Genomic DNA, 24,564 nt, shown 5'->3' on the forward strand with positions numbered 1-24,564 from the left:
AAGCCCCTAACGCCGCTTCTTGCTGGCGCCCAGCAACGACCCCATCAAGCCTCTCACCAACTCCCGCCCTATCTGATTGGCCGCCTGACGCATCGCGCTTTTGACTGCCTGCCCTGCCAACCCACCGAGAAATCCGCCCGCCATGTCGGCAAAACCGCCTTCGGACTTTTCTTCAACCGCTGGCGATTGTCCTGCCTGCGGCGCTGTGCCCTTGCGCGCCAGAAGCATTTCATAGGCGGACTCGCGATCAACCGGCTTGTCGTAGCGTCCGACCAGTGACGACTGCGCGATCAACGCGGCGCGCTCTGCCTCGCTCAACGGACCGATTCTTGATTGAGGCGGCGCGACCAGCACACGCTTGACTATCTCCGGCGTGCCCTTCTCCTGCAGCGTTCCCACCAGAGCTTCGCCAATCCCGAGCTCCGTCAGAACCGTCAACGCATCGAACTCGGGGTTGGGCCGAAAACCTTCAGCCACCGCGCGTAACGATTTCTGCTCCTTGCTGGTGAAAGCGCGCAGGCCATGCTGAATACGCAGGCCCAGTTGCGCCAGGATGTTGTCCGGAAGATCACCTGGCGATTGAGTGACAAAGTACACCCCGACGCCTTTTGAACGGATCAGTCGCACCACCTGTTCCAGACGGTCCTGCAACGCCTTCGGCGTGTCGGCGAACAGCAGGTGCGCCTCATCGAAGAACAGCGCCAGTAAGGGTTTGTCCGCATCACCGCGCTCGGGAAGCTGCTCGAACAATTCGGCGAGCAGCCACAGCAGAAATGTCGCATAGACCTTGGGCGCCTCGTGCACCAGTCGGCTGGCGTCCAGCAGATGAATACGCCCTCGCCCATCACTGGCCGGTTGCAGAATGTCCTCGAGTTGCAGCGCCGGTTCGCCAAAAAGCGCTTCGGCCCCCTGCTGCTCCAGGATGGCGAGTCGACGCAACAACGCCTGACTGGAACCAGTGGTCATCAGCGCACTGTCATCACCCAGCACCTGTGGATTGTCACGCAGATAGTTGAGCAGGGCCTTGAGGTCCTTGATATCCAGCAACAGCAAGCCTTCCCGGTCGGCGACCTTGAACGCCGCATAGAGCGCAGACTGTTGACTGTCGGTCAGTTCCAGCAAACTGCCCAGCAGTAACGGCCCCATTTCAGACAACGTGGTACGCAGAGGATGCCCGGACTGTCCCTGCACATCCCACAAGGTCACCGGATACCCCTGCGGCTGATGGGCAAGCCAAGGCATCCCGGCAATGCGCTCGGCAATTTTGCCTTGGGGATTTCCAGCCGCGCCCAGACCGCAAAGATCGCCCTTGATGTCGGCGGCGAACACGGCGACGCCGGCATCGCTGAACACTTCCGCCAGACGCTGCAGCGTCACCGTCTTTCCGGTGCCGGTAGCGCCCGCGATCAGCCCATGACGATTGGCCAGACGCAGCGCCTGACCGATCGGCTGACCATCGGGGCCGGCACCAATGAGAATTTGTTGAGAGTCCGGCATGTTGTCACCCAAAAATTGCGATTTTTTTTCAACTCAATGGCCGAGCCAGTCGAGCCCTCAGTGCAGGCGGTTGACATCGCCAGCCCCAGTCAGCCCCTTCACTCTAGTTCAAGCCAAGGGAGTGCCACTGCAATGCGTAGGCTGCCGACACATGACCGACCGAACATCTATTCTTGAGAGAGGTCAACCATGGAAGAAACACCGTAGAACGGAGGCAACCGTGCATATCGCTGACATGACCATGTTCTACGCCCCCGCCAGTGGCGGCGTACGTACTTATCTGGATGCCAAGCACTGCCGTCTGGCTCATTTTCCCGGCGTTCAGCACAGCCTTTTGATACCCGGCCCCGACGTCAGCCATCTGGATGGCGTTTACAGGGTTCCCTCCCCTCCCCTCCCGTTTGGCAACGGCTATCGTTTTCCCTTGCGGGTAGCGCCTTGGCGAAAAGCCCTGCGCGATCTTCAGCCGGATCTGATAGAGGCCGGCGATCCTTACTTGACCGCCTGGGCCGCGCTGGATGCACGTCGCCAGCTGGACGTGCCAGTGATCGGGTTCTACCACTCCGACCTGCCGCTGCTGGTCAGCAACAGAATTGGCACGTGGTTAGGCACCAACGTTGAAAACTATGTCACCAAGCTCTATGGCAACTTTGACCGGGTGCTCGCGCCAAGCACGGCGATGGCCGAAAAGCTCAGGCATCTGGGCGTCAAGAATGTGTACGTTCAGCCCTTGGGCGTAGATCTCCAGACATTCGACCCGAGTCGCCGTGATGCCGGTCTGAAGGCCGAACTGGGTCTGAGCGAAGATACGCACCTGCTGATCTTTGCTGGCCGAGGTTCACGGGAAAAGAATCTGGGCGTATTGCTGGACTGCCTCAAACTGCTAGGGCAGCAATATCACTTACTACTGGTCGGCTCTCATATGCCCACCGCCGTACCGGAGAACGTTTCGGTCATCAATCACTTTTGCCCTGCGGTGGAAGTGGCGCGGCTGCTGGCCAGTGCCGATGCGCTTGTGCATGCCGGGGATCAGGAAACCTTCGGGTTGGTGGTGCTTGAGGCGATGGCCAGTGGTACGCCGGTGGTAGCGGTCGATGCCGGCGCCTTTCGAGAAATCATTCCCCAGACATGCGGCCTGTTGTGCCAGGCCAATCACCCTAAAGCGATGGCAGCGGCCGTACGGCAACTGTTCAGGTCCGGTGCTCGGGAAAAAGGCGCGGCTGCCCGCCTCCATGTCGAGCAGCATTACGCCTGGGATGCCGTGGTCGCAGGGCTGCTAGGTCACTATCAAGCGGTGCTGGGCACGACGACCGCAGCGCATGCACATGGCTGACAACATGAACGAACGCAGCGTTTTACTGGTCTTGCACGACGTGGCGCCGACGACATGGGCAGACTATCGACCGTTCGTACTTGCGGTGGACGCGCTGGGGAATATTCCGATCACCTGGCTGGTCGTCCCGGACTTTCACAAGGTTGATCGGGTCGACCAGACTCCCGCTTTCCAACGCCTGATGCATTCGCGCCTCACCAAGGGCGACGAGTTGGCGCTGCACGGTTACTACCATTGCGATGACAGCCCTGCTCCGCGCACGCCGAAGGACTTCTTCATGCGCCGCATTTACACGTGGGAGGGCGAGTTTTATACCCTGAATCGCCAGCAGGCATTGCAACGACTCGAAGCAGGCATGGACGTTTTCCAGCATCACGAATGGCCGCTGCACGGATTCGTCGCACCGGCCTGGCTCATGAGTTCGGGCACTCGCGAAGCGCTGCGTGAATTACCTCTGGACTGCACAAGCGATGCACAACATCTGTATCGTCTGCCAGACTTTTCCCCGATCAATGCTCCGGGTATTGTCTGGAGCGCCCGCAGCGCCTGGCGTCGTGGGCTATCAAAAATCATCAGCAATCACCGTGAGGCTCATTTGCAAAACGCCCCCACCATTCGCCTGGGCCTGCACCCGGTGGACATGCGGCACGAGTTTTCTCGCCGGTACTGGCTCGAAACGCTCATACGCCTGCTGGAAGAAGGACGCATGCCGATGACCAAATACGCCTGGCTGCAACGTCAAAGTGCGTTCAGGTCCGCCGCGTGAAGCGACTCGTCTGGCTCGCAGTGGGTCTGTCACTCGCCTTGCTGATCCCCTTTTTCATGGGGGGCGCGGAGATGTTTCATCGCCTGCGCGATTTTCCTCTCACCTTGTTGCTGGGCATGTTCGGCATGGTTTTGGTGGGGTGGTGCATGAATACCATGCGCTTGCGTCTGCTATTGGGCGAAAGCGCCAGCGGATTGGGGATGCGCAAGAGTCTGGGCGTGGTCATGGCTACCGAATTTGCCTACTGCGCAACACCCGGTGGCAGCGGCGCACCGCTGACACTGGTGGCCCTGTTGTCACGCAGCGGTATCGGCCCAGCCAGGAGCACAGCGGCATTTGCCACCGACCAGCTCAATGACCTCGTGTTTTTTCTACTCGCCCTGATCGGCATTCTGATTTATGCCGTGTTTCATAAACTCAGCGAGAACCTTGAATGGATGCTCGTCGCCAGTGCCCTGCTGATCGGAGCAGGCCTGTGTGCCTGCGCCGGTTTTGCGCGCTATCACCGACGCATCATCCTGTTCAATGGCAAGCTGCTCACCCGCATGAAACGCAAAAACACAACGCGCATTCGTTGGGCGCGCAAGCTCCTGCACTTTCGCGACGCGCTGGCCGAAACCTGGAAAATGCCCCATCGCATCCTGCTTCAGGTTTTCGCGCTGACCTGCATTCACTGGAGCCTGCGCTACAGCGTGATGTACCTGGCATTGCAGGGTCTGGGCGTGAACATCGACTGGGCGTGGACATTCCTGGTTCAGATGCTGTCGCTAAGTGCCGGGCAGTTCAGTCTGTCGCCGGGAGGTGCCGGTGCCGCAGAGCTGACCTCAGCGGCCTTGCTCGCACCCATGGTGGGAAAGTCGACAGCGGCGGCGGCGATTCTGATCTGGCGGATCGTCACCTACTACTTCTATCTGGTGGCGGGCGGGCCAGTGTTCCTGTTGATGGTGGGTCGTCCGTTGTTGATCAAGCTACTTCGTATCAAGCCTGCCTGAATCCTCCTCAGTCTCTTCAGGCTTGAGCTGCTCCCACAACTGGGCTGCACCTTCGAAATCGGTACCATCCTCGGGCGACAAAGCATCGGGATCGTAACGGCTCAGGCAACCTTCGCCCAAGGTTGGCGGGGCACTGGAGGTGGCTTTGTCGAGTGGGTTTGCCATGAACGAACGACCTCTCTCTGTCAGCGACGCAGTTTTTTAGCAGTCCGGCTTGTCGACGTTAGCGGTCTCAAGAAAACACCGCCGAAAAACCGAACTGCTATAGATAGTCAACTGTTAACGTCAGCGCCCAAGCTTAGTCAAACACAACTGTCTTGTTGTCATGCACCAGAACGCGATCTTCCAGATGCGCCCGCAGGCCGCGCGCCAAGACCATCTTCTCCACGTCACGGCCGAAACGCACCATGTTCTCGATGCTGTCGCGATGACTGACACGGACCACGTCCTGCTCGATGATCGGACCTGCGTCCAGCTCTTCGGTGACGTAATGGCAGGTCGCGCCAATGAGCTTCACACCGCGCAGCGAGGCCTGATGATAAGGCTTGGCACCCACGAACGAGGGCAGGAAGCTGTGGTGAATGTTGATGACTTGATGAGCGTACTCGCGGCATAGCTGGGGCGGCAGGATCTGCATGTACCGCGCCAGCACCACGACGTCGGCTTCATGTTGCTTGACCAGACGCGACACTTCGGCGAAGGCCGGTTCCTTGTCTTTCGGATCGACCGGAACATGGTGATAAGGAATGTTGTGCCACTCGACCATGCTGCGCAGGTCCTGGTGGTTGGAAATCACACAGGCGATTTCACAGTCCAGTTCATCGCTGTGCCAGCGGTGCAGCAAGTCTGCCAGACAGTGGGACTCGCGGCTGGCCATGAGCACGACGCGCTTCTTCTGATCAGAGTCAGTGATACGCCAATCCATCGAGAACTCTTCGGCGATTGGCGTGAACGCCTCGCGAAACCCCTCAAGATCGAACGGTAAGGTATCGGCACGGATTTCATGGCGCATGAAAAACCAGCCGCTGAGATTGTCAGAGTGATGGCTCGCTTCGGTGATCCAGCCGTTGTAAGACGCCAGAAAGTTACTGACTTTGGCAACGATGCCGACGCGGTCCGGGCAGGCAATCACCAGACGAAAAGTGCGCATGAGGGAAAACTCCAGAACTTCGCAAAGGCCGCCATTCTAGCGACTACCTGTCGACTGTGCAGTATTCATGTGGCACGGATTTCACAGGTGTTGAGTCCGGCGCCGATCGGCGGTAATGGCCTGCTGTTCCAGCGCTGCCCTCTCCCCGCCAAAACAGGCAAACGATAACTGCATTAAATACAGGGGGTCTTTTGCAAGCTGCGTTCTAGATTTGTTTCATCAACGGCACACCTGACTCAGCTATTTCAAAATGCTACAGATAAAACTTTTCTTAAATGTTTACTTGCGCAAATACTCTGACTATTATTGCGTCATTACACCGTGCCCATCACAACATAGGTAGCCCCCATGTCCCTGATCAACGAATACCGCGCTACAGAAGAAGCCATCAAAGAACTGCAAGCGCGTCTGCAAAACCTGCAACAAGACGGCAAACTGCAAACTGAACTTGAGTTCGAAGGCAAACTGCGCTCCCTGATGGGCGAATATCAAAAATCCCTGCGTGACATCATCGCGCTGCTGGATCCAGAATCCAAAACAAAAGCGCCTCGCGGCGCGGCGGTAAAAGCGACCGGCACCAAGCGTGCACGCAAGGTCAAGCAATACAAGAACCCGCACAACGGCGAAATCATCGAAACCAAAGGCGGCAACCACAAGACTCTGAAAGAGTGGAAAGCCAAGTGGGGCGGCGAAGAGGTTGAAAGCTGGTCAACTCTGCTGGGCTAACTGCCCGCGTGTTGCGCAGCCGTTGTACAGTGATGTGCAACCTGAAAAACGCCAGCGAATGCTGGCGTTTTTTATTGACCTGGTGTCGAGCTCCGCAACTTTAAAGCCCCAGTCGGTTTTGCAGTTGCAGAGAGTAATCCTGCCATTGGCTCAATACCTTAAGCTGTTCAGGATTTGCCTTCAGCGAGTGCTCGATCAACGCCTTGGTGAAGCCTTTCAACGTATTCGGAGCCCCGGCCAGCGGGTCCGTGAGGCGCCACTGACAAAAGCTCAGCCAGCGCTGCTGCTCCTCGACGCTCAGGGTTTCTGCAAAGTTGCGTGCCCGGTAACGAAATAACAATTCGGGCAGACGCGGATCGTCGAATGGCCACCCATCGCTGCCTAACTGGCGAGGTTCTGCACTACGTACCTGTTCGCACAGCCGCCGGTCACGATCATTAAAAAAACCATCATAAAGCTGTTGTTCAGGGTCTTCATTGACGGAAAAGTCGTCGCTGGCATATACCGTCTTCAACTTTTCCTGCCAGATGCCCTGGCCCTCATTCAGTCGCGTCACACGCTCTTTGTAGACGTCCAGGTCCAACAATAGTCGCTGACGATCTTCATCACGCAGCACGCTCAAAGGTGCGACGACCGGGCATTTATTTATATGAAGTAATTTGAGAGGAACCGGCAACTGGCCCTCCGCCAAATCCTCGCGCCGGGTATATAGCCGCTGGCGTAACGTCTGGCCGTCTTCATCCAGCAATGGACGGTGATCATGAAAAAGGTCGCAGACTATGAGCGCATTGCGATTGGTCGGATGCCAGGCCAGTGGTAGTACCACGCTCAAATAACTTCGCGCTGCGGAGAAACGACCGGATATATGCACCAATGGCTGCAACAGGCGAATCTGTTCCTGGACCTTGTGTTTGCTGCGCAGCTGAAAAAGATAGTCGTAAAGCTTGGGTTGTTTGTCGCGGACCAGACGCGCCAATGCAATAGTTGCACGCACATCGGAGAGCGCATCGTGCGCTTGCCCGTGATCGATGCCATTGGCCGCTGTCAGTCGTTCGAGTTTGAGGGTTACTCGACCGTCTTCTTCCGGCCAGACAATTCCTTCAGGTCGCAGGGCATAGGCCGTACGCACGACATCAATCAGATCCCACCGACTATTCCCGCCTTGCCACTCACGTCCGTAAGGATCGAAAAAATTGCGATAAAGACTGTAGCGGGTCATTTCGTCATCGAAACGCAGCGTGTTGTAGCCCGCTCCACAGGTACCCGGTCTTGCGAGCTCAGCATGGACCCGTGTCATGAAATCCGCTTCGCAAAGCCCTTTCTCCGCCAGCCGCGCTGGCGTGATACCCGTAACCAGGCATGCCGCCGGATGCGGCAGGATGTCATCACTGGGCTGGCAGTAGAGGTTCACCGGCTCGGATATTTCGTTGAGCTGATCATCGGTGCGGATTCCCGCTACCTGGAGTGGGCGATCATTTCGCGGATTGATTCCGGTGGTTTCGTAGTCGTACCAGAAGATGCTGGAGCTCACGGGCGTATCCTGAACAGAAGACAGCCGAAGTCTAACAGATGAACTTCAGCACTCTGCCTGCTCCGGGGCCCCCTCGAGCTAAAAGAGAAGTTTCCCACATATTGTTTCCGAAACGTCCGGTTGCTTACCTCCACTCCCGTGGCTAGCATCAAACTTCATCTTTCAGGCGCCCACCTCCCGACAATGTCCTCTTCGCAAGATTGGCCAAGGATCGCTGCGCAGCCTGCCCCGCTGGACACTCGCATCCGCATGGAAACCCCGGAAGGCATCGATCTGATCCTGCGCCCCGCCGGGCTGTTGTCGCGCTCGCTGGCATTCACGATCGATTTGCTGATTCGCGGCACGCTGCTGGCGGGGCTGCTGTTTCTGCTTCAGGCTTTGGGGGAGTTCGGCACCGGCCTGTTCCTACTGGCGCTGTTCCTGATCAACTGGGGGTACATGGTGCTGTTCGAAGTCCTTCACCAGGGACGCACACCCGGTAAACAGATCATGGGGCTATGCGTGGTACATGACGACGGCACACCGGTAGGCTGGCCAGCGTCGGTGCTTCGTAACCTGTTGCGCTTCGTCGACATGCTCCCTGTCGGCTATTGCGTGGGCGCATTCACCTGCCTGTATCACCCCACATTCAAACGCCTGGGCGACCTGACCGCGGGTACGCAGGTGATTTACCGGGACTCACTGCCAGAGCGCCCGTCGCTTCCGGACGCAACGCCGGTGGCAACGCCGCTGGCACTGACCCTTGAAGAACAGCGTGCGATTCTGGCGTTCGCCGAGCGGCAGACCGGGCTTTCTCCGGCTCGAGCGCAGGAACTGGCGGCAATCCTCACCGAGCCTCTGCAGATGCCGTCAGACATCTCCCCTCACGCTTCTGTGGACCAATTGAACGGCATGGCTCGCGGATTGGCAGGCTCGATATGAAACAGAGCCAGTTCGAACGGCGTCATCAAGACGCCTGGCATCAATTTGGCAAGCGTCTCGATACGCTTGAGCGCAGCCGGCGCAAGAACGACGCGGGCGACGGTTTTACCGAACAATACCGGCAGATCTGTCTGCATCTGGCGCTGGCTCAGGAGCGCGGCTACAGCGGCCACCTCGTCGAACCACTGCAACAGCTGGCGATGCGCGGTCATCAGCAGCTCTATCGTCATCGCAGCCAGTTTTCTGCGCGGTTTCTGGGTTTCATACTGGCCGACTTTCCGCGTCTGGTTCGTGCCGAATGGCGATGGGTTGCGCTGGCGGGCGTACTGTTCTTCGGCAGCCTGCTGGTAATGGGGCTTCTCGTCTACGGTTATCCGGACCTGATCTACAGCGTCGTGAGTCCGGCGCAGGTCAGCGAGATGGAGTCGATGTACGATCCCGCAGCACGGCGCATCGGCGCATCGGCAGAACGGGCATCGAGCACTGACTGGCTGATGTTCGGTTACTACATCATGCACAACATCGGTATCGCCTTTCAGACCTTCGCCAGCGGTTTGCTGTTAGGTCTGGGCAGTCTGTTTTTCCTGTTCTTCAACGGTTTGATGATCGGAGCTGTAGCGGGTCATCTCACCGACGTCGGTTTCGGCCAGACGTTCTGGCCATTCGTGGTCGGGCATGGCGCCTTCGAGTTGACCGCCATCGTCCTGGCCGGTGCAGCCGGACTCAAACTGGGGTGGGCATTACTGGCCCCCGGTCCATTGCGCCGAGGCGAGGCGTTGCGCGTGGCGGCACAGACCAGCGTGAAGCTAATCGGCGGTGTCATGCTGTTCCTGTTAATCGCGGCCTTCATAGAAGCATATTGGTCGTCGATGACATGGCCGCAAAGCACCACCAAATACCTGGTGGGGGCCTCACTATGGGCTCTCGTCGCAGCCTATCTGATTTTCGCCGGACGTACCGCCCATGCGCCTGACTGAAGCCTGCGTGGCGATCCGTCCGCGCAACCCATGGGAAGCCGTCGACCTGGGCGTGCTGCTAGCGCGTCGGCACCGGCGTTTGCTGATGACCAGTTGGGCGATAGTGACGTTGCCGTTATATGCGTTGCTGAGCCTCCTCCTTTGGGACTATCCCACCGTGGCCGTGCTGCTGTTCTGGTGGTTGAAACCGGCGTATGAACGACTTCCATTGCTCATTCTGTCTCAGGCGCTGTTCGGCGCGCCCCCTACGCTCATGGAGGTGCTCAAGACATGGCCTCGCACACTCCGACCGCAGCTTCTTGCGAGCCTTACCTGGCGAAGGTTCAGCCTCAGTCGCAGCTTCACGCTGCCCGTTCAGCAACTTGAGGGTCTGGACGGTTTGCCCCGCGCGCAACGCATCGCCCTGCTGGGTCGAAAAGACCTGCGCGTAGCACGGCTTCTTACGTCAATGGGCAGCAGTCTGGAGATGTGTCTCTGGGTCGGAGCAATGCTGCTGTTCTACGCCCTGATTCCGCAACAGGTCGAGCTCGACTGGTCATGGCGCAGCCTGTTGGACATCGAGGGCAACTGGACCTGGCTCGAGCACCTGACGAACGCCTTTTATGCAGTCGTTCTGGTGCTGTGGGGGCCGATATACGTGTCCTGCGGGTTCGCCCTTTATCTGAATCGCCGGACCACACTGGAAGCCTGGGATATCGAACTGGCGTTCCGTCGCTTGCGCCAACGCGTGATTGGCAGCGCCTATGCCTTGCTGATCGTGATGTCGATTGCCCTGACCGGCCCGCCCTCGACAGCGATGGCCGCCGATGAGCCGACCTACAGCTGCCCGCTGCCGCCGCTGGATTTGCCGCAAACGGAAGAACACGTTGCAGGCCCTGGCGCACCCCGCTTGCTGAATCAACCTCTGAACAGTCAGGACTCGCGAGCGGCCATCAAAGGCGTGCTGGATAACCCGCCATTCAAGAACCCGAAGTCTGTGTCGGGTTGGCGCCTGCCCGAGCCGAAGCATGGTGCGAAAGCCGGTGAGACGCCGAGCTGGATAACCAAGGCAGTGGTGGGATTGCTGAACATCGGCAAGACCCTGTCGAGAGTGTTCGAAGCATTGCTGTGGACGTCGGTCACTCTGCTGGCGGCGTGGGTCATCTGGCGATATCGCACCTGGCTTGCCACTTTTGTAAGTCCTGCACCGCACAACCCCAAGAACAGACGCCACGTACCCCAGCAGCTGTTCGGGCTGCAAGTCGGGACAGAAAGCCTGCCGGATGACGTTGCCAGCGCGGCAGAGAAGCTCTGGCCACATTCGCCGCGGGAAGCCTTGAGCCTGCTATACCGCGCCCTGCTCAGCCGGTTACTCATCGACTATCGACTGCCGCTGAAAAACTCCGACACCGAAGGCCAGGTACTGGAACGCATTGCTCTGCTCAATCAAGCGCCGCTGCACGCGTTCAGCCAAGAGCTCACACGCCACTGGCAAAACCTCGCGTACGGACATCAGCTTCCGGCGGCGCAGGTGCAGCAAAGCTTATGCGCAGACTGGCGACGGTTGTTCGCCAGCGGAGCGCGGACATGAGCAGACGCTTGTGGCTCTTCGTCGCGGCAGCCCTGCTGATAGCCATCTCGGTCGCCAGCGTGCCGCTGCTCAAACGCCTGGAGCATTATCAAGAAATGGTCGACCAAGGGCCTTCCCCCGAAGTACGTACCAACCCCTATCTGGCAGCCGAAACCTTTCTGCGCCAGCGCGGCACTTCGGTCAGGACGATTCAGGCCCTCAACATCCTTCCCGATACCGGCGAACAGCCCCAGACCCTGATGCTGCTGGACACCCGCGAGAAGATGACGCCAGCTGAGGTCAAACGCCTGCTCGCCTGGACCCGCGCCGGCGGACGTCTGCTGTTCGTCGCCGAGCAGCTCTGGGACGAACAGAAAGCCCGCAGCGGCGACCTGTTGCTCGATCAGCTGCAGATTCATCAATTTCTCACCCGCGATCTTCGCGAGCAGGACCGCCGACGGGAACGGGAGCAGGTAAAGCCGGTGATCCCGCTGAGTACGCCGGACATCGATACCCCAAAGACGCCATGGCCGGAACTGACCCGGCTCTACGTGCAAAATGAAAACGACCCGGCCTATATGAGTTTCGATCCTGCCTTTCATCTCGACGACCCACAGGATCACGCGCAGTCCTGGGCCAACAGCGCCGACGCCACACATTTGTTGCAGATGGTCTATGGCAACGGCCTGATCACCGTGCTCACCGACGCTGATCTGTGGAAGACCCGCGCCATCGGTAAATACGACAATGCGTGGCTGCTTTGGTATCTGACGCAGGACAGCGCGGTGACGATGTTGCTGCGCACCGATCATGACGATCTGTTCGGGCTGCTCTGGAAATACTTCCCTCAAGCCCTGCTAGCCCTGGCGCTGTGCGTGGGGGCCGGGCTTTGGCATGTCGGCATGCGTCAGGGGCCGTTGCAGCCAATACCGTCGCGGGCGCGTCGGCAGTTGAGCGAGCATTTGCGCGCCAGCGCGGATTTCCTGCTGCGGCGCAGAGGCCAGCACGCATTGCTGCGAGGATTGCAGCAGGACATTCTGCGCAGGGCCCGGCAACGTCATCCCGGCTTCGAGGCGCTGCCCGTTACGGAGCAGTGGCAGTTGCTGGGGCGCCTGACGCGTCAGTCCACCAGCGACATCGGCCAGGCATTGCGCCCGCGCCTTGAAGAACGTCTCTCCAGCTCCGAATTCACCCGTCAGGTTGCGTACCTGCAAACCCTCAGGAATGCCTTATGAGCGATCACCCGACCGAACCGTCGAGCAACGCAGAGAGCCCTGCCAAACACACGGAACACACGCCTCCCGAGCCGAAGGACAACCCGCCTGCGTCAACCAGCAACCCGACGCAGCAGCGCCAGCGCGCCATTCACCTTGCCCAGGCCGTGCGTCACGAGTTGCAGAAAGCCGTGATCGGTCAGAACGCCGTGATTGATGACGTGCTCACTGCTTTGATCGGTGGGGGCCATGTGCTGATCGAAGGCGTCCCCGGCCTTGGCAAGACCCTGCTGGTTCGTGCCTTGGCACGCTGCTTCGCTGGAGAGTTCGCCCGCATCCAGTTCACACCCGATCTGATGCCCAGCGATGTCACCGGGCATGCCGTCTATGACATGCAGACCGAACAGTTCAAGCTGCGCAAAGGTCCGCTGTTCACTCACATTCTGCTGGCAGATGAGATCAACCGTGCTCCAGCCAAAACACAGGCCGCTTTGCTGGAAGCCATGCAGGAGCGCCAGGTGACCCTCGAAGGTCGGGCGCTGCCGGTGCCTCAACCTTTTATGGTATTGGCGACTCAGAACCCCATCGAGCAGGAAGGGACGTATCCATTACCTGAGGCGGAACTGGACCGCTTCATGCTCAAGTTGCGCATGGATTATCCCCAGGCCGAGCAGGAGCTGGACATGGTGCGTCAGGTCACTCGCTCCACGCGCTCGGACATGCTCGACGTTCAGCCCCTGCGCACGTTGATGCAAGCCAAAGACGTGCAGGCCCTGCAACGTATCGCTGCTGACCTTCCAGTGGATGAACAGGTGCTTGACTATGCCGTGCGCCTGGCCCGCGCCACCCGCACGTGGCCCGGTTTGGCACTGGGCGCAGGCCCGAGGGCGTCCATCGCGCTGGTGCGTGGCGGTCGGGCCCGCGCGTTGCTGCGTGGGGGCGAGTTCGTGATTCCCGACGACATCAAGGGTTGCGCGCTGGCGGTATTGCGTCATCGGGTCAGGCTGTCGGCTGAACTGGACATCGAAGGCCTGTCGGTGGATCAGGTGCTCAAACAACTGCTCGATCAGGTTCCGGCGCCTCGCCAATGAAACAAATGCTCAAGCCATCGACCCGTCTGCTCTGGTGGCTGGCCATTCTGGTTGGCTTCGCAGTGCTGCTTGGCGTCCTGCAATCACTCGGGCGCGGGCCGACGGCAAGACTCGATGATCTGTTCTGGGCGCTGTTGTGCGTCATCGGCGGACTGGCTGCGCTCGATGCATTCTGGCTTTGGCGTCTGGCGTCACCGCGATTGCGACGTCACCTGCCAGGCAGTCTCGCACTCGGACGCTGGAGCGAGGTTCGCATCGAGATCGAGCACGACTGGCGCCGTTCCGTTCCACTGACGCTGTTCGATCATGGTCCCGAAGGACTTGGCAATCGTTTCGAAGTGGAGCAGCTGCCGCAGGAAATCTTGCTGCGCAAATACCGCAACGCTCAATGGGCCTATCGATTGCGCCCGACCAGGCGCGGGCATTTCATCTTCGAACGCATCGAGATCCAGTTGGGCAGCCCGTTGCGTCTGTGGCTGTCACGCCGTTACGTCGCCGCGCCTGACACTGCGCGCGTGTATCCGGATTTCGCACGCCTGCATAACGGCCAGTTGCTGGCGGTGGACAACTGGCTGAGCCAGATCGGCGTGCGTCAGCGTCAACGCAGGGGCCTGGGCCTGGAGTTCAACCAACTGCGTGAATTTCGCGAGGGCGACAGTCTGCGTCAGATCGACTGGAAAGCCACAGCTCGGCAACGCTCGCCCATCGCCAGGGAGTATCAGGATGAACGGGATCAACAGATCGTCTTCCTGTTGGACTGCGGGCGGCGAATGCGCAGCCAGGACGGTGACCTGACTCACTTCGATCACGCCCTCAATGCCTGTCTGCTCCTCGGCTACGTGGCCCTTCGACAAGGCGACGCGGTGGGTGTGTCGACATTCGCCGCCGATCAGAATCGGCACGTGTCCCCGGTCAAAGGCGCGGCTCAGTTGAATCTCCTGCTCAACAAGGTCTACGACCTGAGCACCACACAGCATCCGGCCGATTACAGCGGGGCCATCCGGCAATTACTGGTCCGGCAGAAACGTCGAGCACTGGTCGTGCTGATCACCAACCTGCGCGATGAAGACGATGAGGATCTGATCGGTGCCGTCAAGCAACTGAGTCGTCACCATCGGGTGCTGATCGCGAGTCTGCGGGAGGAGGTTCTGGACGAGCAGCGCCGCATACCTGTTCAGACCTGGCAGCAGGCGCTGGATTACTGCGGCACGGTAGATTTTCTGAATGCGCGGTTGGCCTTGCATGAGCGACTCATCGCTCATGGAATTCCGGTGCTGGATGTGCGCCCCAAAGAGCTGGGGCCGCAATTGGTCAGCCGCTATTTGAGCTGGAAGAAAGCAGGCACCCTATGAAGATGACACCCTCAAGCTGACGCTTCCAAGGGATAAAAGCTGAAGTAACGCTGCAATGCCTGAATCAAATGGTAATACTCGGCAGGCGCTGCCTGAAGCCGGAAGCCGGAGTCGAAAACGCCCGGCGTTTCGTCCTCCTGACACCAGAGGCAGCAGGCATTGATATCGATGTTGTAGAGACCGTTCTTCTCGTCCGGGACTTTCAAGCGCAACTGAAAGTCGGCACCGATAAGGATTGGCAGGTCGCTGATCAGCATCAAGCCCTGTTCCGAGACATTCCCCAGGCAGCCCAAGGGTTTGTCGGTGTACCGGTTGAACACCTGAAGGTAATACGGTAACTGGTGACGCTCGATTCGTCTTTCGTTGAGCATTGGACATTCGCCCCGGGATGACCATTGAGCATGGTCGCGCTAGTGCATTGAGATTCGGTCGAATTTGAAACCACCAAGACGACATAAACAGCCGAATCCACCTGTTCATTACAACAGGGACGTCATCTGACTCACCAGCCGTGATCGAAGTCACTCATCCGATTATTCGATTTAGCGATAACCGCCGCGTTTCGATAACCCTGTGCTTCGATAACCGAGTGCCCCGCGCCACTCCTGTGAGGAAATCTTAGGTCCCTACGTATCTCAGCCTAGCTCACCCTGCCGCAAGATCCACCCGAAAACGAGACCGGCCATCCATACGGGTGTAACTAAAGTGAAGCAGGTTTGACAACCGCAGGCGGTGCGAGGTTGTCATGACCCAACTGGTGCAAAGTATCCAGACGCGCCTGAGCCCGATATGCATACTCGCTGGACGGGTACTGGTTAATGATGAACTGGTAGGTTTGCACCGCATCCACATACAATTTCTGGCGCTCCAGACACTGGCCGCGCAACATCGACACTTCCGGCTGTACATAGCGCCGAGAGCGGCTTTCGCGGTCCACCTTCGACAGGTTGTACATCACCGCGTCGCAGTCGCCTTGGGCGTACGCACGGTTGGCGTTGTTCAGGTGGCTGTTCATTGCCCAACGGGTGCATCCGCTCAAGGCTGCCAACGCCACTAATATCATCACGATTCGCATGAGAGTCTCCTGTGCTCTGCATTGTATCGGCGCCTCGCGGGATTTCTTCAAGCACGATTCGAGTGCCGCCGGTCTGCCGATTGCCCAGTGATCGGGCAATGAGGTAGTGCAAAGGAACAATGACTACAGACCAATACAGTAGTAGCCTCTCGCTGCGCTTCATTTAAGGAGTTTGTGCATGTCCGTTCGCCGCACCAAAATCGTAGCCACACTGGGCCCTGCAAGTAATTCGCCAGAAGTCATCGAGAAGCTGATTCTTGCCGGCCTGGACGTCGCCCGCCTGAACTTCTCCCACGGCACGCCCGACGAGCACAAAGCTCGCGCGAAGCTGATCCGCGACATCGCCGCCAAGAACGGCCGCTTCGTTGCATTGCTGGGTGACCTGCAAGGCCCGAAAATTCGTATCGCCAAATTCGCCAACAAGAAGATCGAGCTGAAGGTCGGTGACAAGTTCACCTTCTCCACCAGCCATCCCCTGACCGAAGGCACCCAGGAAATCGTCGGCATCGACTATCCCGATCTGGTCAAGGATTGTGGCGTAGGCGACGAACTGCTGCTCGACGACGGACGAGTGGTCATGCGCGTCGACACGCAGACCGCCGACGCTCTGCATTGCACCGTGACCATCGGCGGCCCGCTGTCCGACCACAAAGGCATCAATCGTCGCGGTGGCGGCCTGACGGCTCCGGCCCTGACCGAAAAAGACAAGCAAGACATCAAGCTCGCTGCCGAAATGGACCTGGACTACCTGGCCGTTTCCTTCCCGCGCGACGCCGCTGACATGGAATACGCCCGCCAGCTGCGCGACGAATCCGGCGGTACCGCCTGGCTGGTGGCGAAGATCGAACGCGCTGAAGCCGTGGCCGACGACGAAACCCTCGACGCGCTGATCCGCGCCAGTGACGCGGTCATGGTTGCCCGTGGCGACCTGGGCGTGGAGATCGGTGACGCTGAGTTGGTGGGCATTCAGAAGAAAATCATTCTGCACTCGCGCCGCCACAACAAAGCGGTAATCGTGGCGACGCAGATGATGGAATCGATGATTTCCAGCCCGATGCCGACCCGCGCTGAAGTGTCCGACGTGGCCAACGCCGTGCTCGACTACACCGACGCCGTGATGCTGTCCGCTGAAAGCGCCGCCGGTTCTTATCCTGTCGAAGCCGTGGAAGCCATGGCGCGCATCTGCGTCGGTGCTGAACGCCACCCGACCGGCAAGACGTCCAGCCACCGCATCGGTCACTCGTTCACCCGTTGCGACGAAAGCATCGCGCTGGCGGCCATGTACACCGCCAACCACTTCCCGGGCGTGAAAGCGATCATCGCATTGACCGAAAGCGGCTACACCCCGCTGATCATGTCACGCATCCGCTCGTCGGTGCCGATCTACGCGTTCTCCCCGCACCGTGCGACCCAGGCCCGTGCCGCCATGTTCCGTGGCGTCTACACCGTGCCGTTCGACCCTGCCTCGCTGCCGCCGGGCCAGGTCAGCCAGTCCGCCGTGGACGAGCTGCTCAAGCGCGGTCTGGTCGAGCAAGGCGACTGGGTCATACTGACCAAGGGTGACAGCTACCACACCATCGGCGGCACCAACGGCATGAAGATCCTGCACGTCGGCGACCCATTGGTCTAAGACGCAGCGGCGAAGACAAAAAGCCCCGGCACTTGCGAGAGTGTCGGGGCTTTTTTCATCCCTGACCGGACCGGATGTGCAGCCCCCGGCAACGTTGGAGATTTCGCAGGGTATTGACACTCCGAAGCCCAGTTTTAATAACTACACACGTGAGGATGTTAGTGGCCACAAATTCCGAGAGACCGCTTCAAATCGTTATATCTCCCGAAGCCACCAATAAAATCAACGATGCTGTAATCAGCACCACTCCGGCAAGATTGGGGATATAAACCCAACACTTAAGCCGTCTGGGCACGCGCCTCACTTGATCAGCGTCAACAAGCCCATGGCGAGCCCACAACCGCAGAAAGAAAAAACAGCTGGCAACCATGCCCAACCGCATCTGGCGCCCTAAAGCTCCGGAGGTATTCCAATGCCGTTTGGAGTCACTTACCAGCTTGCAATCCGTCAACGCAGCTTCTAGGGGTTCGAGCTTAAACCGTGCGACCCAAACAAACAGGAGTGCATTAATAGGTATGAGAACCGCCACTATCGTAATGCTGACATTGAACACAGCGTCACTATTCATAAATGCTCTCATATAAATACGTACTGAATTTATCTCCTATAACGGATCCCATAGTGCCGCCTCCCCATGCTGCCGTGGCTCCAGCTATGAGTGCGCAAGCCGCAAGTGCTGTTCCCCCAGTAGCAATGCCTAACCCAACGCAGATTGCAGGGCCAGCCGAGACAGCCACTGTTCCACCAATCCACGCAAGTCCAATCCCCCCTGCTGTCTTAGTAGTCTCAACATACTTCGCCTTCCGACACTCCTCCTCCCTCCCCACCGAACACGCCTCTTGAATCTCCAGCGCCCCGACGCCGACGTCCAGCGCGATGCCTACGTAGGTGCCTTTGCTCAACGCATTAGCCGTTTTGGCAACGTGTTTGACCGTTCGCGCATACCCCGCTATTTCGCCGGTGTGCAGGTAACTCTTGCTGGAGATGCCCAGCATTTTTTTCATCTTTCCGGTATTTCGGAGCCCGGACCCGAAGCGGCCGATACCGGCCAGCGCCTTTTCGATCTTGGAGAACAGCGCCTTGCGTTGGGCGAAGAACTGGTCGTTGGTGATTGCAGCGGATTTCCAGCGTTGGTGCAGCGCTTCGGTGTCTTTGAGCAAGGTTTCCAGTTCACGCAGGTGCCTGGCCCACGCCGCGGTGCTGCTGCCCACGCCAATCGAGCCGTAGGCCATGATGCTTTGCAGCAGGTCGAAATTTTGCGTCATGACGTTGCTGCTGGCGTAGCCGGTGCCGATCATCGACAGGCGAACGTCCTGGGCCAGGCGCATGAGTTCTGTTTCTTCCGGCGTACACATCTGCGTAGCGTCATCGCCCACGATCACAATTTGTCCGGGCAAGACGACTTCGTTGAGAATATGCGCATTAAGTTGGTCGAACTTTGCACGCCCGCCGATAAGCAACCCCGGAAGATGGTCCCGAAGATAGACGTAGTTCAGCATCTCGTCGTTGACGAACGCATACGGCTTGGGCATTTGCGCGTTCCTCAGGCGTAGGGCTTGCAGGCGATACGGTCCCAACCACCGCAGATGTTTCCAGCTGCCTGGCCGTCGACTCGGGATTGGTGGGTGTAGGTGGTATTGATGCGCCCGTAATTGAGGCGAATCACTTCCAGTGGCTCGCCGCTTTCGCCATTTTGGGCAAAACTTGAGATCAGCACTTCTTCGAGTTTGATTTCGAAGTAACGCAACTTGTCGCCGCCTGCGCGGTTAAGCGACAACGTCACTTCTTTGAGGTGTGAACCTTTGCAATTGGCTTCGAAGAGTTTGCCGCTCGCGCTGTCCAGCCGTTTGCTGAATGTGAAGTCCGAAAGACGAACACCGCCCGCGGTCGCGGGACCGGCTGAACGTGCAGTTGTGGAAACGCTTTGATCCGCGCCGAAGCTGTAGCCGGTGATTTCGATCCAGCCTTTGTGCTGCTCATCCAGCGCATCGCCTTTAATGCCCTCGATTTTTATGAATGCATCGAATGCCATTGCTGACCACTCCCTTCATGAATGAGTGGCCGACGATAGGTGAGTCCGTTGTTGAAATTCACTAAACAACGCGTTTAAAGAGGCATAATCCGGGCACTTCAGAAACGCCCTACGACGTATCTTTTGATATATGGCCGATACACCATTTACCGGATCGCTTCTGAATAATCATCGCTGCCTGTGCAGACGTCCGGATCGCGGACGGTCGGGATCAAACCTTCTCGTGAAAAACGTCCGCCAAGAGCTGACTGCGGGGTAACCCAGCGATGTAAAGGCGCTTTGAATACGCTTCGACACTCGCAGGCGATCCGCACACCAACGCGATGGTCTGGCGGGACGTGACTCGCAACCCCGAAAGCGCTGCATGGAAATCGTCGGGACCGATCAATTCGACCTTCATCTGCGGATGCTCGACTGCCAACGTCTGAAGTTCAGTCGCCAGATAATGTTCTCGCGCCACATGCATCACGCGAATCGCGCCGTGATGCTGTTGACGCAACGCCTCGCGCAGCACGCCCCACAAAGGCCCTAACCCGGTTCCGGCGGCGAGAAGCCACAATGGCCGTTCCTGCCAATCAGGGTCGTGGTGCAGCGCACCGCCGCGCAGTTCACCGAGTCGAATCGCATCGCCCGGCTTGAGTGAGCGCGCGACGTCGGCGAAGGCACCGGGGTTACGGCAGTCGATATGAAACTCCAGGAACGGATCTTCGCCGGGCAGGCTCGCCAGCGAATAAGGTCGTGCTACGCCGCCGTCTGTCCACAGCACAAGATGTTGACCTGCGCGATATCGCAGCGGGCGCTCGGGTTCGAGCCGCAGGCGTAAAACCGAGGGGCTGAGCCAGTCACAGGCCAACACCTTGGCTGGCGAACCGTCTCGCAACGGGTCGAATATCTCAACGCTCAGGTCCTCCACCACACGACACTGACACGACAAACGCCAACCTTGTGCGCGCTTGTCGACATCCAGCGCTTCGGGCAGCGCATCCACTGGCTCGCCGCTGACGCAACGCACCAGACAGGCATGACAACTCCCGGCACGGCAACTGTAGGGAACTGACAGACCGGCGCTGTTCAGAGCATCGAGCAGATTGACGCCCGGCGTGACCGACCAATGCCGGTCACCGGCACGCAGATCAGGCATCGACGTGATCCCAAGCGCCGTGGCAGCGATTTCGACCATGATGCTTGGCGCGATAGAGCGCCTGATCTGCGCTGTGCAACGCGCGATCCATGTCGTCCCCGCGCTCGATGAGGGTCATGCCGATCGACAGGCTGAGTTCTAGCCCCGGTAACTCGGGGATGACCACTTGTGCAAAGGCTTCGCGAACCCGCTCACAGCAGTCAACCAGTTGGGCTCGGGTGCAACGCGGTATCAACAGCACGAACTCTTCTCCTCCATAACGCGCCAGGATGTCGTCCGAGCGCAGGCAATGGCTGGCCGTGGCCGCGAACACCTGTAACACCCGATCACCGGACGCATGCCCCAGTAGATCGTTGACCCGCTTGAAATGATCGAGATCGATCAGCGCCAGGCCTCCGGTGTAGCTGCCATCCATGGTTTCGAGTTCACGGGTCGCCAGCCGCAGAAAGTGTCGGCGATTGTACAGATTGGTCAGTTCATCGGTAGAGGCGAGTTCTTCGAGCTGAAACATCATGCCGCGAAGGGTTTCCTGATGCGCCTGCAAGGTGACCCGCCGCTGGCGCATCCGCTGGCGGGAGCCTTGCACGAACCGGGCATACATCGACAACCAGCCGAGCACGATGAACAACGCGCACGTTTGCAGCGCAGCAAGCCCAGGATCGGCGAGCCGATCCGCAAAGGCATCCCACAAGTTGACACCGGTAAAGCCGAGCAACGCCAGAACAGCGCAGCGGGTAAACACGCGAGACGGAAGATGGAACAGGCCAAACAGCAGCACCAGGACGTAAAGCACCAGGAACGTGCCCCGCGCGCTATCCAGATGGGCGAGCAGAAAAGTTTGCCAGGCCAGGCCCATCAGCACCTGAAACTCGGTGAGGCTCGGGTCCTTGAAGCGGTAGTTGTAGCCACCGAAAAACACCAGGCTCAACACGCCCTGAGAGAACAGCACCGCCACGCTGGTGAGCCAGACACCGAAGAAGGAGGTGTGATAATACCCGGCGCAATAAGCCACCCACAGAAGTGCGATCAGCAACGTGTAAGTGCCGGCCGCCAGGGCAAAACGCTTAAGCAATAAACGCTGTAGGGTCGGGTCAGTCACTTGATGACTCATCATGCGAAAAAGGGTCCATCCTGCCCGCCGGAAGCGACCTGCACAGGTCGGCGGAGGTCGAGTATCCCACTGAAGGAGCGGGAATGCGCTTCGACATCCGGAAAAGGTGTCAATGTAGTGCAAACGGGGCAGTTCGCCAACGAATCACCCATCGGCGGTGCACAGGCCTTTATCCCGATCCGGTTCGCCCGGCGCATGGGGGGCGGCATCTCGTCAGAAACTCCCTCCGCTCCCGGTACGGTGTGACGTCCACACCCTCACCATCGACGTGATAAATATTTCTGTCTTCCCGGTCGAACTGACCACTGGGCGCCACGCACGGGTTTAGACCAACGTTTAGCCTGCGGCAGGGTGCCGCATCAGTGGTCACGCGGTATACTGCCGCGCCTTTTCCTGCCGCGGCGCCGAGCGCTGATCGAGCCGAAGGCCGTTTGCGCGGGGGCCTGACCGTATCCCGCGCAAGCCGCCCCATATAATGTTCCCGCCTGATAAAGGAGAACGCCCATGACCGTGATCAAGCAAGATGACCTGATTCAGAGCGTCGCTGACGCCCTGCAGTTCATTTCCTACTACCATCCCGTGGACTTCATCCAGGCCATGCACGAGGCTTACCTGCGTGAAGAATCGCCTGCTGCGCGCGACTCCATGGCTCAGATTCTCATCAACTCGCGCATGTGCGCCATCGGCCATCGTCCGATCTGCCAGGACACCGGCATCGTCACCGTCTTCGTACGTGTCGGTATGGACGTGCGCTGGGATGGCGCCACCATGGGCCTGGACGACATGATCAACGAAGGCGTTCGTCGCGCCTACAATCTGCCGGAAAACGTCCTGCGTGCCTCGATCCTCGCCGACCCGGCAGGCGCTCGCAAGAACACCAAGGACAACACCCCGGCCGTCATCCACTACTCCATCGTTCCGGGTAACACCGTGGAAGTGGACGTCGCAGCCAAGGGCGGCGGCTCGGAAAACAAATCGAAGATGGCCATGCTCAACCCGTCCGACTCGATCGTTGACTGGGTGCTCAAGACCGTTCCAACCATGGGCGCGGGCTGGTGCCCACCGGGCATGCTCGGCATCGGCATCGGCGGCACCGCCGAGAAGGCTGCGGTCATGGCCAAGGAAGTCCTGATGGAGTCCATCGACATTCACGAGCTCAAGGCTCGCGGTCCGTCGAACCGTCTGGAAGAAATGCGTCTGGAGCTGTTCGAGAAGGTCAACCAGCTGGGCATCGGCGCTCAGGGCCTGGGCGGCCTGACCACGGTACTCGACGTCAAGATCATGGACTACCCGACCCACGCAGCCTCCCTGCCGGTCTGCATGATCCCTAACTGCGCCGCCACCCGTCACGCGCACTTCGTGCTCGACGGTTCGGGTCCTGCGTCGCTGGAAGCGCCACCGCTGGACGCCTACCCGGAAATCGTCTGGGAAGCCGGTCCTTCGGCTCGCCGCGTCAACCTCGACACCCTGACCCCAGAAGAAGTGCAAAGCTGGAAGCCGGGCGAGACCGTTCTGCTCAATGGCAAGATGCTCACCGGCCGCGACGCTGCGCACAAGCGCATGGTCGAGATGCTGAACAAGGGCGAAACCCTGCCGGTGGATCTGAAGGGTCGTTTCATCTATTACGTCGGCCCGGTCGATCCGGTCGGTGACGAAGTCGTGGGGCCAGCCGGTCCGACCACCGCCACGCGTATGGACAAGTTCACCCGCCAGATCCTCGAACAAACCGGCCTGCTGGGCATGATCGGCAAATCCGAGCGCGGTCCGACCGCCATCGAAGCGATCAAGGACAACAAAGCCGTTTATCTGATGGCCGTCGGCGGAGCTGCTTACCTGGTCGCTCAGGCGATCAAGAAATCGCAGGTCCTGGCATTCCCTGAACTGGGCATGGAAGCGATCTACGAGTTCGACGTCAAAGACATGCCGGTCACTGTCGCGGTCGACAGCAAGGGCGAGTCGGTACACATCACAGGTCCTGCCATCTGGCAGAAGAAGATCAGTGAGAGCCTGGCGGTAGAAGTGCAGTAAGCACCTCTATGCCAACGAAAAGCCCGGCCATCGTGCCGGGCTTTTTTTCGCCGCCAGCGCGCCTGTGTCGATCAAGGCCACCCGTTCCAGAACTTAACGCGATAGCGATTATCGCGAATGCTCAGCGCTCGCGCCGCCGCCACGGACCAGACTCAAGGGTGTGGCGAACGCCCTGTGCTGACTCAGGTAACGCATGCAACTGACTCGCAGGAACGAGGCGAAATTCACCACCTCACCCCGGTAATCCATGACCTCTTCGTAGAGCTTGCTGATCAGTTGGTTGGTGGTAAGACCGTCATGTCCGGCGATCTCCGCGAGGATGTCCCAGAACTGGTTTTCCAGGCGCAGCGTCGTCACAACGCCGCAGATGCGCAGCGAGCGCGAGCGGGATTCGTAGAGGATGGGATCGGCTTTTACGTAGAGTTCGCACATGGTCAAACCTCCCCTG

24 protein-coding genes are annotated in these 24,564 nt (G+C 59.1%); 12 read left to right on the plus strand and 12 right to left on the minus strand.

Going from position 1 to position 24,564, the window contains the following annotated elements:
• Nucleotides 1–6: 6 nt before the first annotated feature.
• Entirely contained in the window at nucleotides 7–1,497 is a 1,491-nt protein-coding gene (locus D3M70_RS28980) for a helicase HerA-like domain-containing protein (RefSeq protein WP_120129439.1), read from the minus strand.
• Nucleotides 1,498–1,717: 220 nt separating this feature from the next.
• Between D3M70_RS28980 and D3M70_RS28985 the strand changes: the two genes are divergently transcribed.
• The 3 genes from D3M70_RS28985 to D3M70_RS28995 are packed head-to-tail and all read left to right on the plus strand — an operon-like array spanning nucleotide 1,718 to nucleotide 4,588.
• Entirely contained in the window at nucleotides 1,718–2,830 is a 1,113-nt protein-coding gene (locus D3M70_RS28985) for a glycosyltransferase family 1 protein (protein ID WP_256660029.1), read from the plus strand.
• A gap of 4 nt (nucleotides 2,831–2,834) precedes the next feature.
• Nucleotides 2,835–3,596: a DUF2334 domain-containing protein gene (locus tag D3M70_RS28990; RefSeq protein WP_120129895.1), complete on the plus strand. Its 762-nt coding sequence runs from the start codon at nucleotides 2,835–2,837 to the stop codon at nucleotides 3,594–3,596.
• Nucleotides 3,593–4,588: a lysylphosphatidylglycerol synthase transmembrane domain-containing protein gene (locus tag D3M70_RS28995; RefSeq protein WP_120129442.1), complete on the plus strand. Its 996-nt coding sequence runs from the start codon at nucleotides 3,593–3,595 to the stop codon at nucleotides 4,586–4,588. Before D3M70_RS28990 ends, D3M70_RS28995 begins: the two co-directional genes overlap by 4 nt.
• On the opposite strand, the gene D3M70_RS32425 is transcribed toward D3M70_RS28995, so the two are convergent.
• Together D3M70_RS32425 and purU are read right to left on the minus strand one after the other, a co-directional pair.
• The gene (locus D3M70_RS32425; protein WP_120129443.1) at nucleotides 4,565–4,753 is read right to left on the minus strand and encodes a hypothetical protein; all 189 of its coding nucleotides are present in this window, start codon (nucleotides 4,751–4,753) and stop codon (nucleotides 4,565–4,567) included. The two genes, D3M70_RS28995 and D3M70_RS32425, sit on opposite strands and share 24 nt — an antisense overlap.
• A gap of 133 nt (nucleotides 4,754–4,886) precedes the next feature.
• A complete protein-coding gene (gene purU / locus D3M70_RS29005) occupies nucleotides 4,887–5,738 on the minus strand; it encodes a formyltetrahydrofolate deformylase (RefSeq protein WP_120129445.1) in 852 nt (283 codons plus the stop codon).
• Nucleotides 5,739–6,086: 348 nt separating this feature from the next.
• On the opposite strand from purU, the gene mvaT reads away from it, so the two are divergent.
• Nucleotides 6,087–6,464 (plus strand): histone-like nucleoid-structuring protein MvaT, encoded by a 378-nt coding sequence (gene mvaT, locus D3M70_RS29010; protein WP_120129446.1) that lies wholly within the window; start codon nucleotides 6,087–6,089, stop codon nucleotides 6,462–6,464.
• A gap of 100 nt (nucleotides 6,465–6,564) precedes the next feature.
• On the opposite strand, the gene sbcB is transcribed toward mvaT, so the two are convergent.
• Nucleotides 6,565–7,995, minus strand: a complete 1,431-nt coding sequence (gene sbcB, locus D3M70_RS29015; RefSeq protein ID WP_120129448.1) for an exodeoxyribonuclease I — start codon at nucleotides 7,993–7,995, stop codon at nucleotides 6,565–6,567.
• Nucleotides 7,996–8,178: 183 nt separating this feature from the next.
• Between sbcB and D3M70_RS29020 the strand changes: the two genes are divergently transcribed.
• From D3M70_RS29020 to D3M70_RS29045, 6 genes are read left to right on the plus strand one after another with little or no spacing between them, the layout of a single operon-like run.
• On the plus strand, nucleotides 8,179–8,916 hold the full coding sequence (locus D3M70_RS29020; RefSeq protein ID WP_120129449.1) for an RDD family protein: 738 nt from the start codon (nucleotides 8,179–8,181) through the stop codon (nucleotides 8,914–8,916).
• On the plus strand, nucleotides 8,913–9,893 hold the full coding sequence (locus D3M70_RS29025; protein WP_120129896.1) for a stage II sporulation protein M: 981 nt from the start codon (nucleotides 8,913–8,915) through the stop codon (nucleotides 9,891–9,893). Before D3M70_RS29020 ends, D3M70_RS29025 begins: the two co-directional genes overlap by 4 nt.
• Nucleotides 9,880–11,463, plus strand: coding sequence for a DUF4129 domain-containing protein (locus D3M70_RS29030; protein WP_120129451.1), 1,584 nt, complete (start codon nucleotides 9,880–9,882; stop codon nucleotides 11,461–11,463). The genes D3M70_RS29025 and D3M70_RS29030 overlap by 14 nt, the downstream gene beginning before the upstream one ends.
• Nucleotides 11,460–12,677, plus strand: a complete 1,218-nt coding sequence (locus D3M70_RS29035; protein WP_120129453.1) for a DUF4350 domain-containing protein — start codon at nucleotides 11,460–11,462, stop codon at nucleotides 12,675–12,677. The genes D3M70_RS29030 and D3M70_RS29035 overlap by 4 nt, the downstream gene beginning before the upstream one ends.
• Nucleotides 12,674–13,747 carry a MoxR family ATPase gene (locus D3M70_RS29040; RefSeq protein WP_120129455.1) on the plus strand — a complete coding sequence of 358 codons (1,074 nt, stop codon included), beginning with the start codon at nucleotides 12,674–12,676 and terminating at the stop codon, nucleotides 13,745–13,747. Before D3M70_RS29035 ends, D3M70_RS29040 begins: the two co-directional genes overlap by 4 nt.
• Entirely contained in the window at nucleotides 13,744–15,099 is a 1,356-nt protein-coding gene (locus D3M70_RS29045; protein ID WP_120129456.1) for a DUF58 domain-containing protein, read from the plus strand. Before D3M70_RS29040 ends, D3M70_RS29045 begins: the two co-directional genes overlap by 4 nt.
• A gap of 11 nt (nucleotides 15,100–15,110) precedes the next feature.
• On the opposite strand, the gene D3M70_RS29050 is transcribed toward D3M70_RS29045, so the two are convergent.
• Nucleotides 15,111–15,470, minus strand: a complete 360-nt coding sequence (locus D3M70_RS29050; protein ID WP_120129458.1) for a PilZ domain-containing protein — start codon at nucleotides 15,468–15,470, stop codon at nucleotides 15,111–15,113.
• A 329-nt stretch (nucleotides 15,471–15,799) separates the two neighbouring features.
• Entirely contained in the window at nucleotides 15,800–16,174 is a 375-nt protein-coding gene (locus tag D3M70_RS29055) for a tol-pal system YbgF family protein (protein WP_120129459.1), read from the minus strand.
• Between the two features lie 178 nt (nucleotides 16,175–16,352).
• Between D3M70_RS29055 and pyk the strand changes: the two genes are divergently transcribed.
• Complete coding sequence (gene pyk, locus D3M70_RS29060) at nucleotides 16,353–17,804, plus strand: pyruvate kinase (protein ID WP_120129461.1); 1,452 nt, start codon at nucleotides 16,353–16,355, stop codon at nucleotides 17,802–17,804.
• A 187-nt stretch (nucleotides 17,805–17,991) separates the two neighbouring features.
• Here pyk and D3M70_RS29065 read toward each other — a convergent pair whose 3' ends face one another.
• The 5 genes from D3M70_RS29065 to D3M70_RS29085 form a co-directional block, all read right to left on the minus strand.
• On the minus strand, nucleotides 17,992–18,372 hold the full coding sequence (locus tag D3M70_RS29065) for a hypothetical protein (RefSeq protein WP_120129463.1): 381 nt from the start codon (nucleotides 18,370–18,372) through the stop codon (nucleotides 17,992–17,994).
• Complete coding sequence (locus D3M70_RS29070) at nucleotides 18,365–19,336, minus strand: hypothetical protein (RefSeq protein ID WP_120129465.1); 972 nt, start codon at nucleotides 19,334–19,336, stop codon at nucleotides 18,365–18,367. The genes D3M70_RS29065 and D3M70_RS29070 overlap by 8 nt, the downstream gene beginning before the upstream one ends.
• A gap of 11 nt (nucleotides 19,337–19,347) precedes the next feature.
• Complete coding sequence (locus tag D3M70_RS29075) at nucleotides 19,348–19,836, minus strand: type VI secretion system tube protein Hcp (protein ID WP_120129466.1); 489 nt, start codon at nucleotides 19,834–19,836, stop codon at nucleotides 19,348–19,350.
• A 211-nt stretch (nucleotides 19,837–20,047) separates the two neighbouring features.
• Nucleotides 20,048–20,977 carry an iron-sulfur-binding ferredoxin reductase gene (locus D3M70_RS29080; protein WP_120129900.1) on the minus strand — a complete coding sequence of 310 codons (930 nt, stop codon included), beginning with the start codon at nucleotides 20,975–20,977 and terminating at the stop codon, nucleotides 20,048–20,050.
• Entirely contained in the window at nucleotides 20,970–22,076 is a 1,107-nt protein-coding gene (locus D3M70_RS29085; protein ID WP_120129898.1) for a diguanylate cyclase, read from the minus strand. The genes D3M70_RS29080 and D3M70_RS29085 overlap by 8 nt, the downstream gene beginning before the upstream one ends.
• A 516-nt stretch (nucleotides 22,077–22,592) precedes the next feature.
• Here D3M70_RS29085 and D3M70_RS29090 point away from each other — a divergent pair.
• Nucleotides 22,593–24,116 (plus strand): fumarate hydratase, encoded by a 1,524-nt coding sequence (locus D3M70_RS29090; RefSeq protein WP_120129468.1) that lies wholly within the window; start codon nucleotides 22,593–22,595, stop codon nucleotides 24,114–24,116.
• A 108-nt stretch (nucleotides 24,117–24,224) separates the two neighbouring features.
• On the opposite strand, the gene D3M70_RS29095 is transcribed toward D3M70_RS29090, so the two are convergent.
• The gene (locus D3M70_RS29095; RefSeq protein ID WP_120129469.1) at nucleotides 24,225–24,548 is read right to left on the minus strand and encodes a ribbon-helix-helix domain-containing protein; all 324 of its coding nucleotides are present in this window, start codon (nucleotides 24,546–24,548) and stop codon (nucleotides 24,225–24,227) included.
• Nucleotides 24,549–24,564 lie beyond the last annotated feature (16 nt).

Source organism: Pseudomonas sp. LS-2 (genome assembly GCF_003605735.1).
GTDB lineage: Bacteria > Pseudomonadota > Gammaproteobacteria > Pseudomonadales > Pseudomonadaceae > Aquipseudomonas.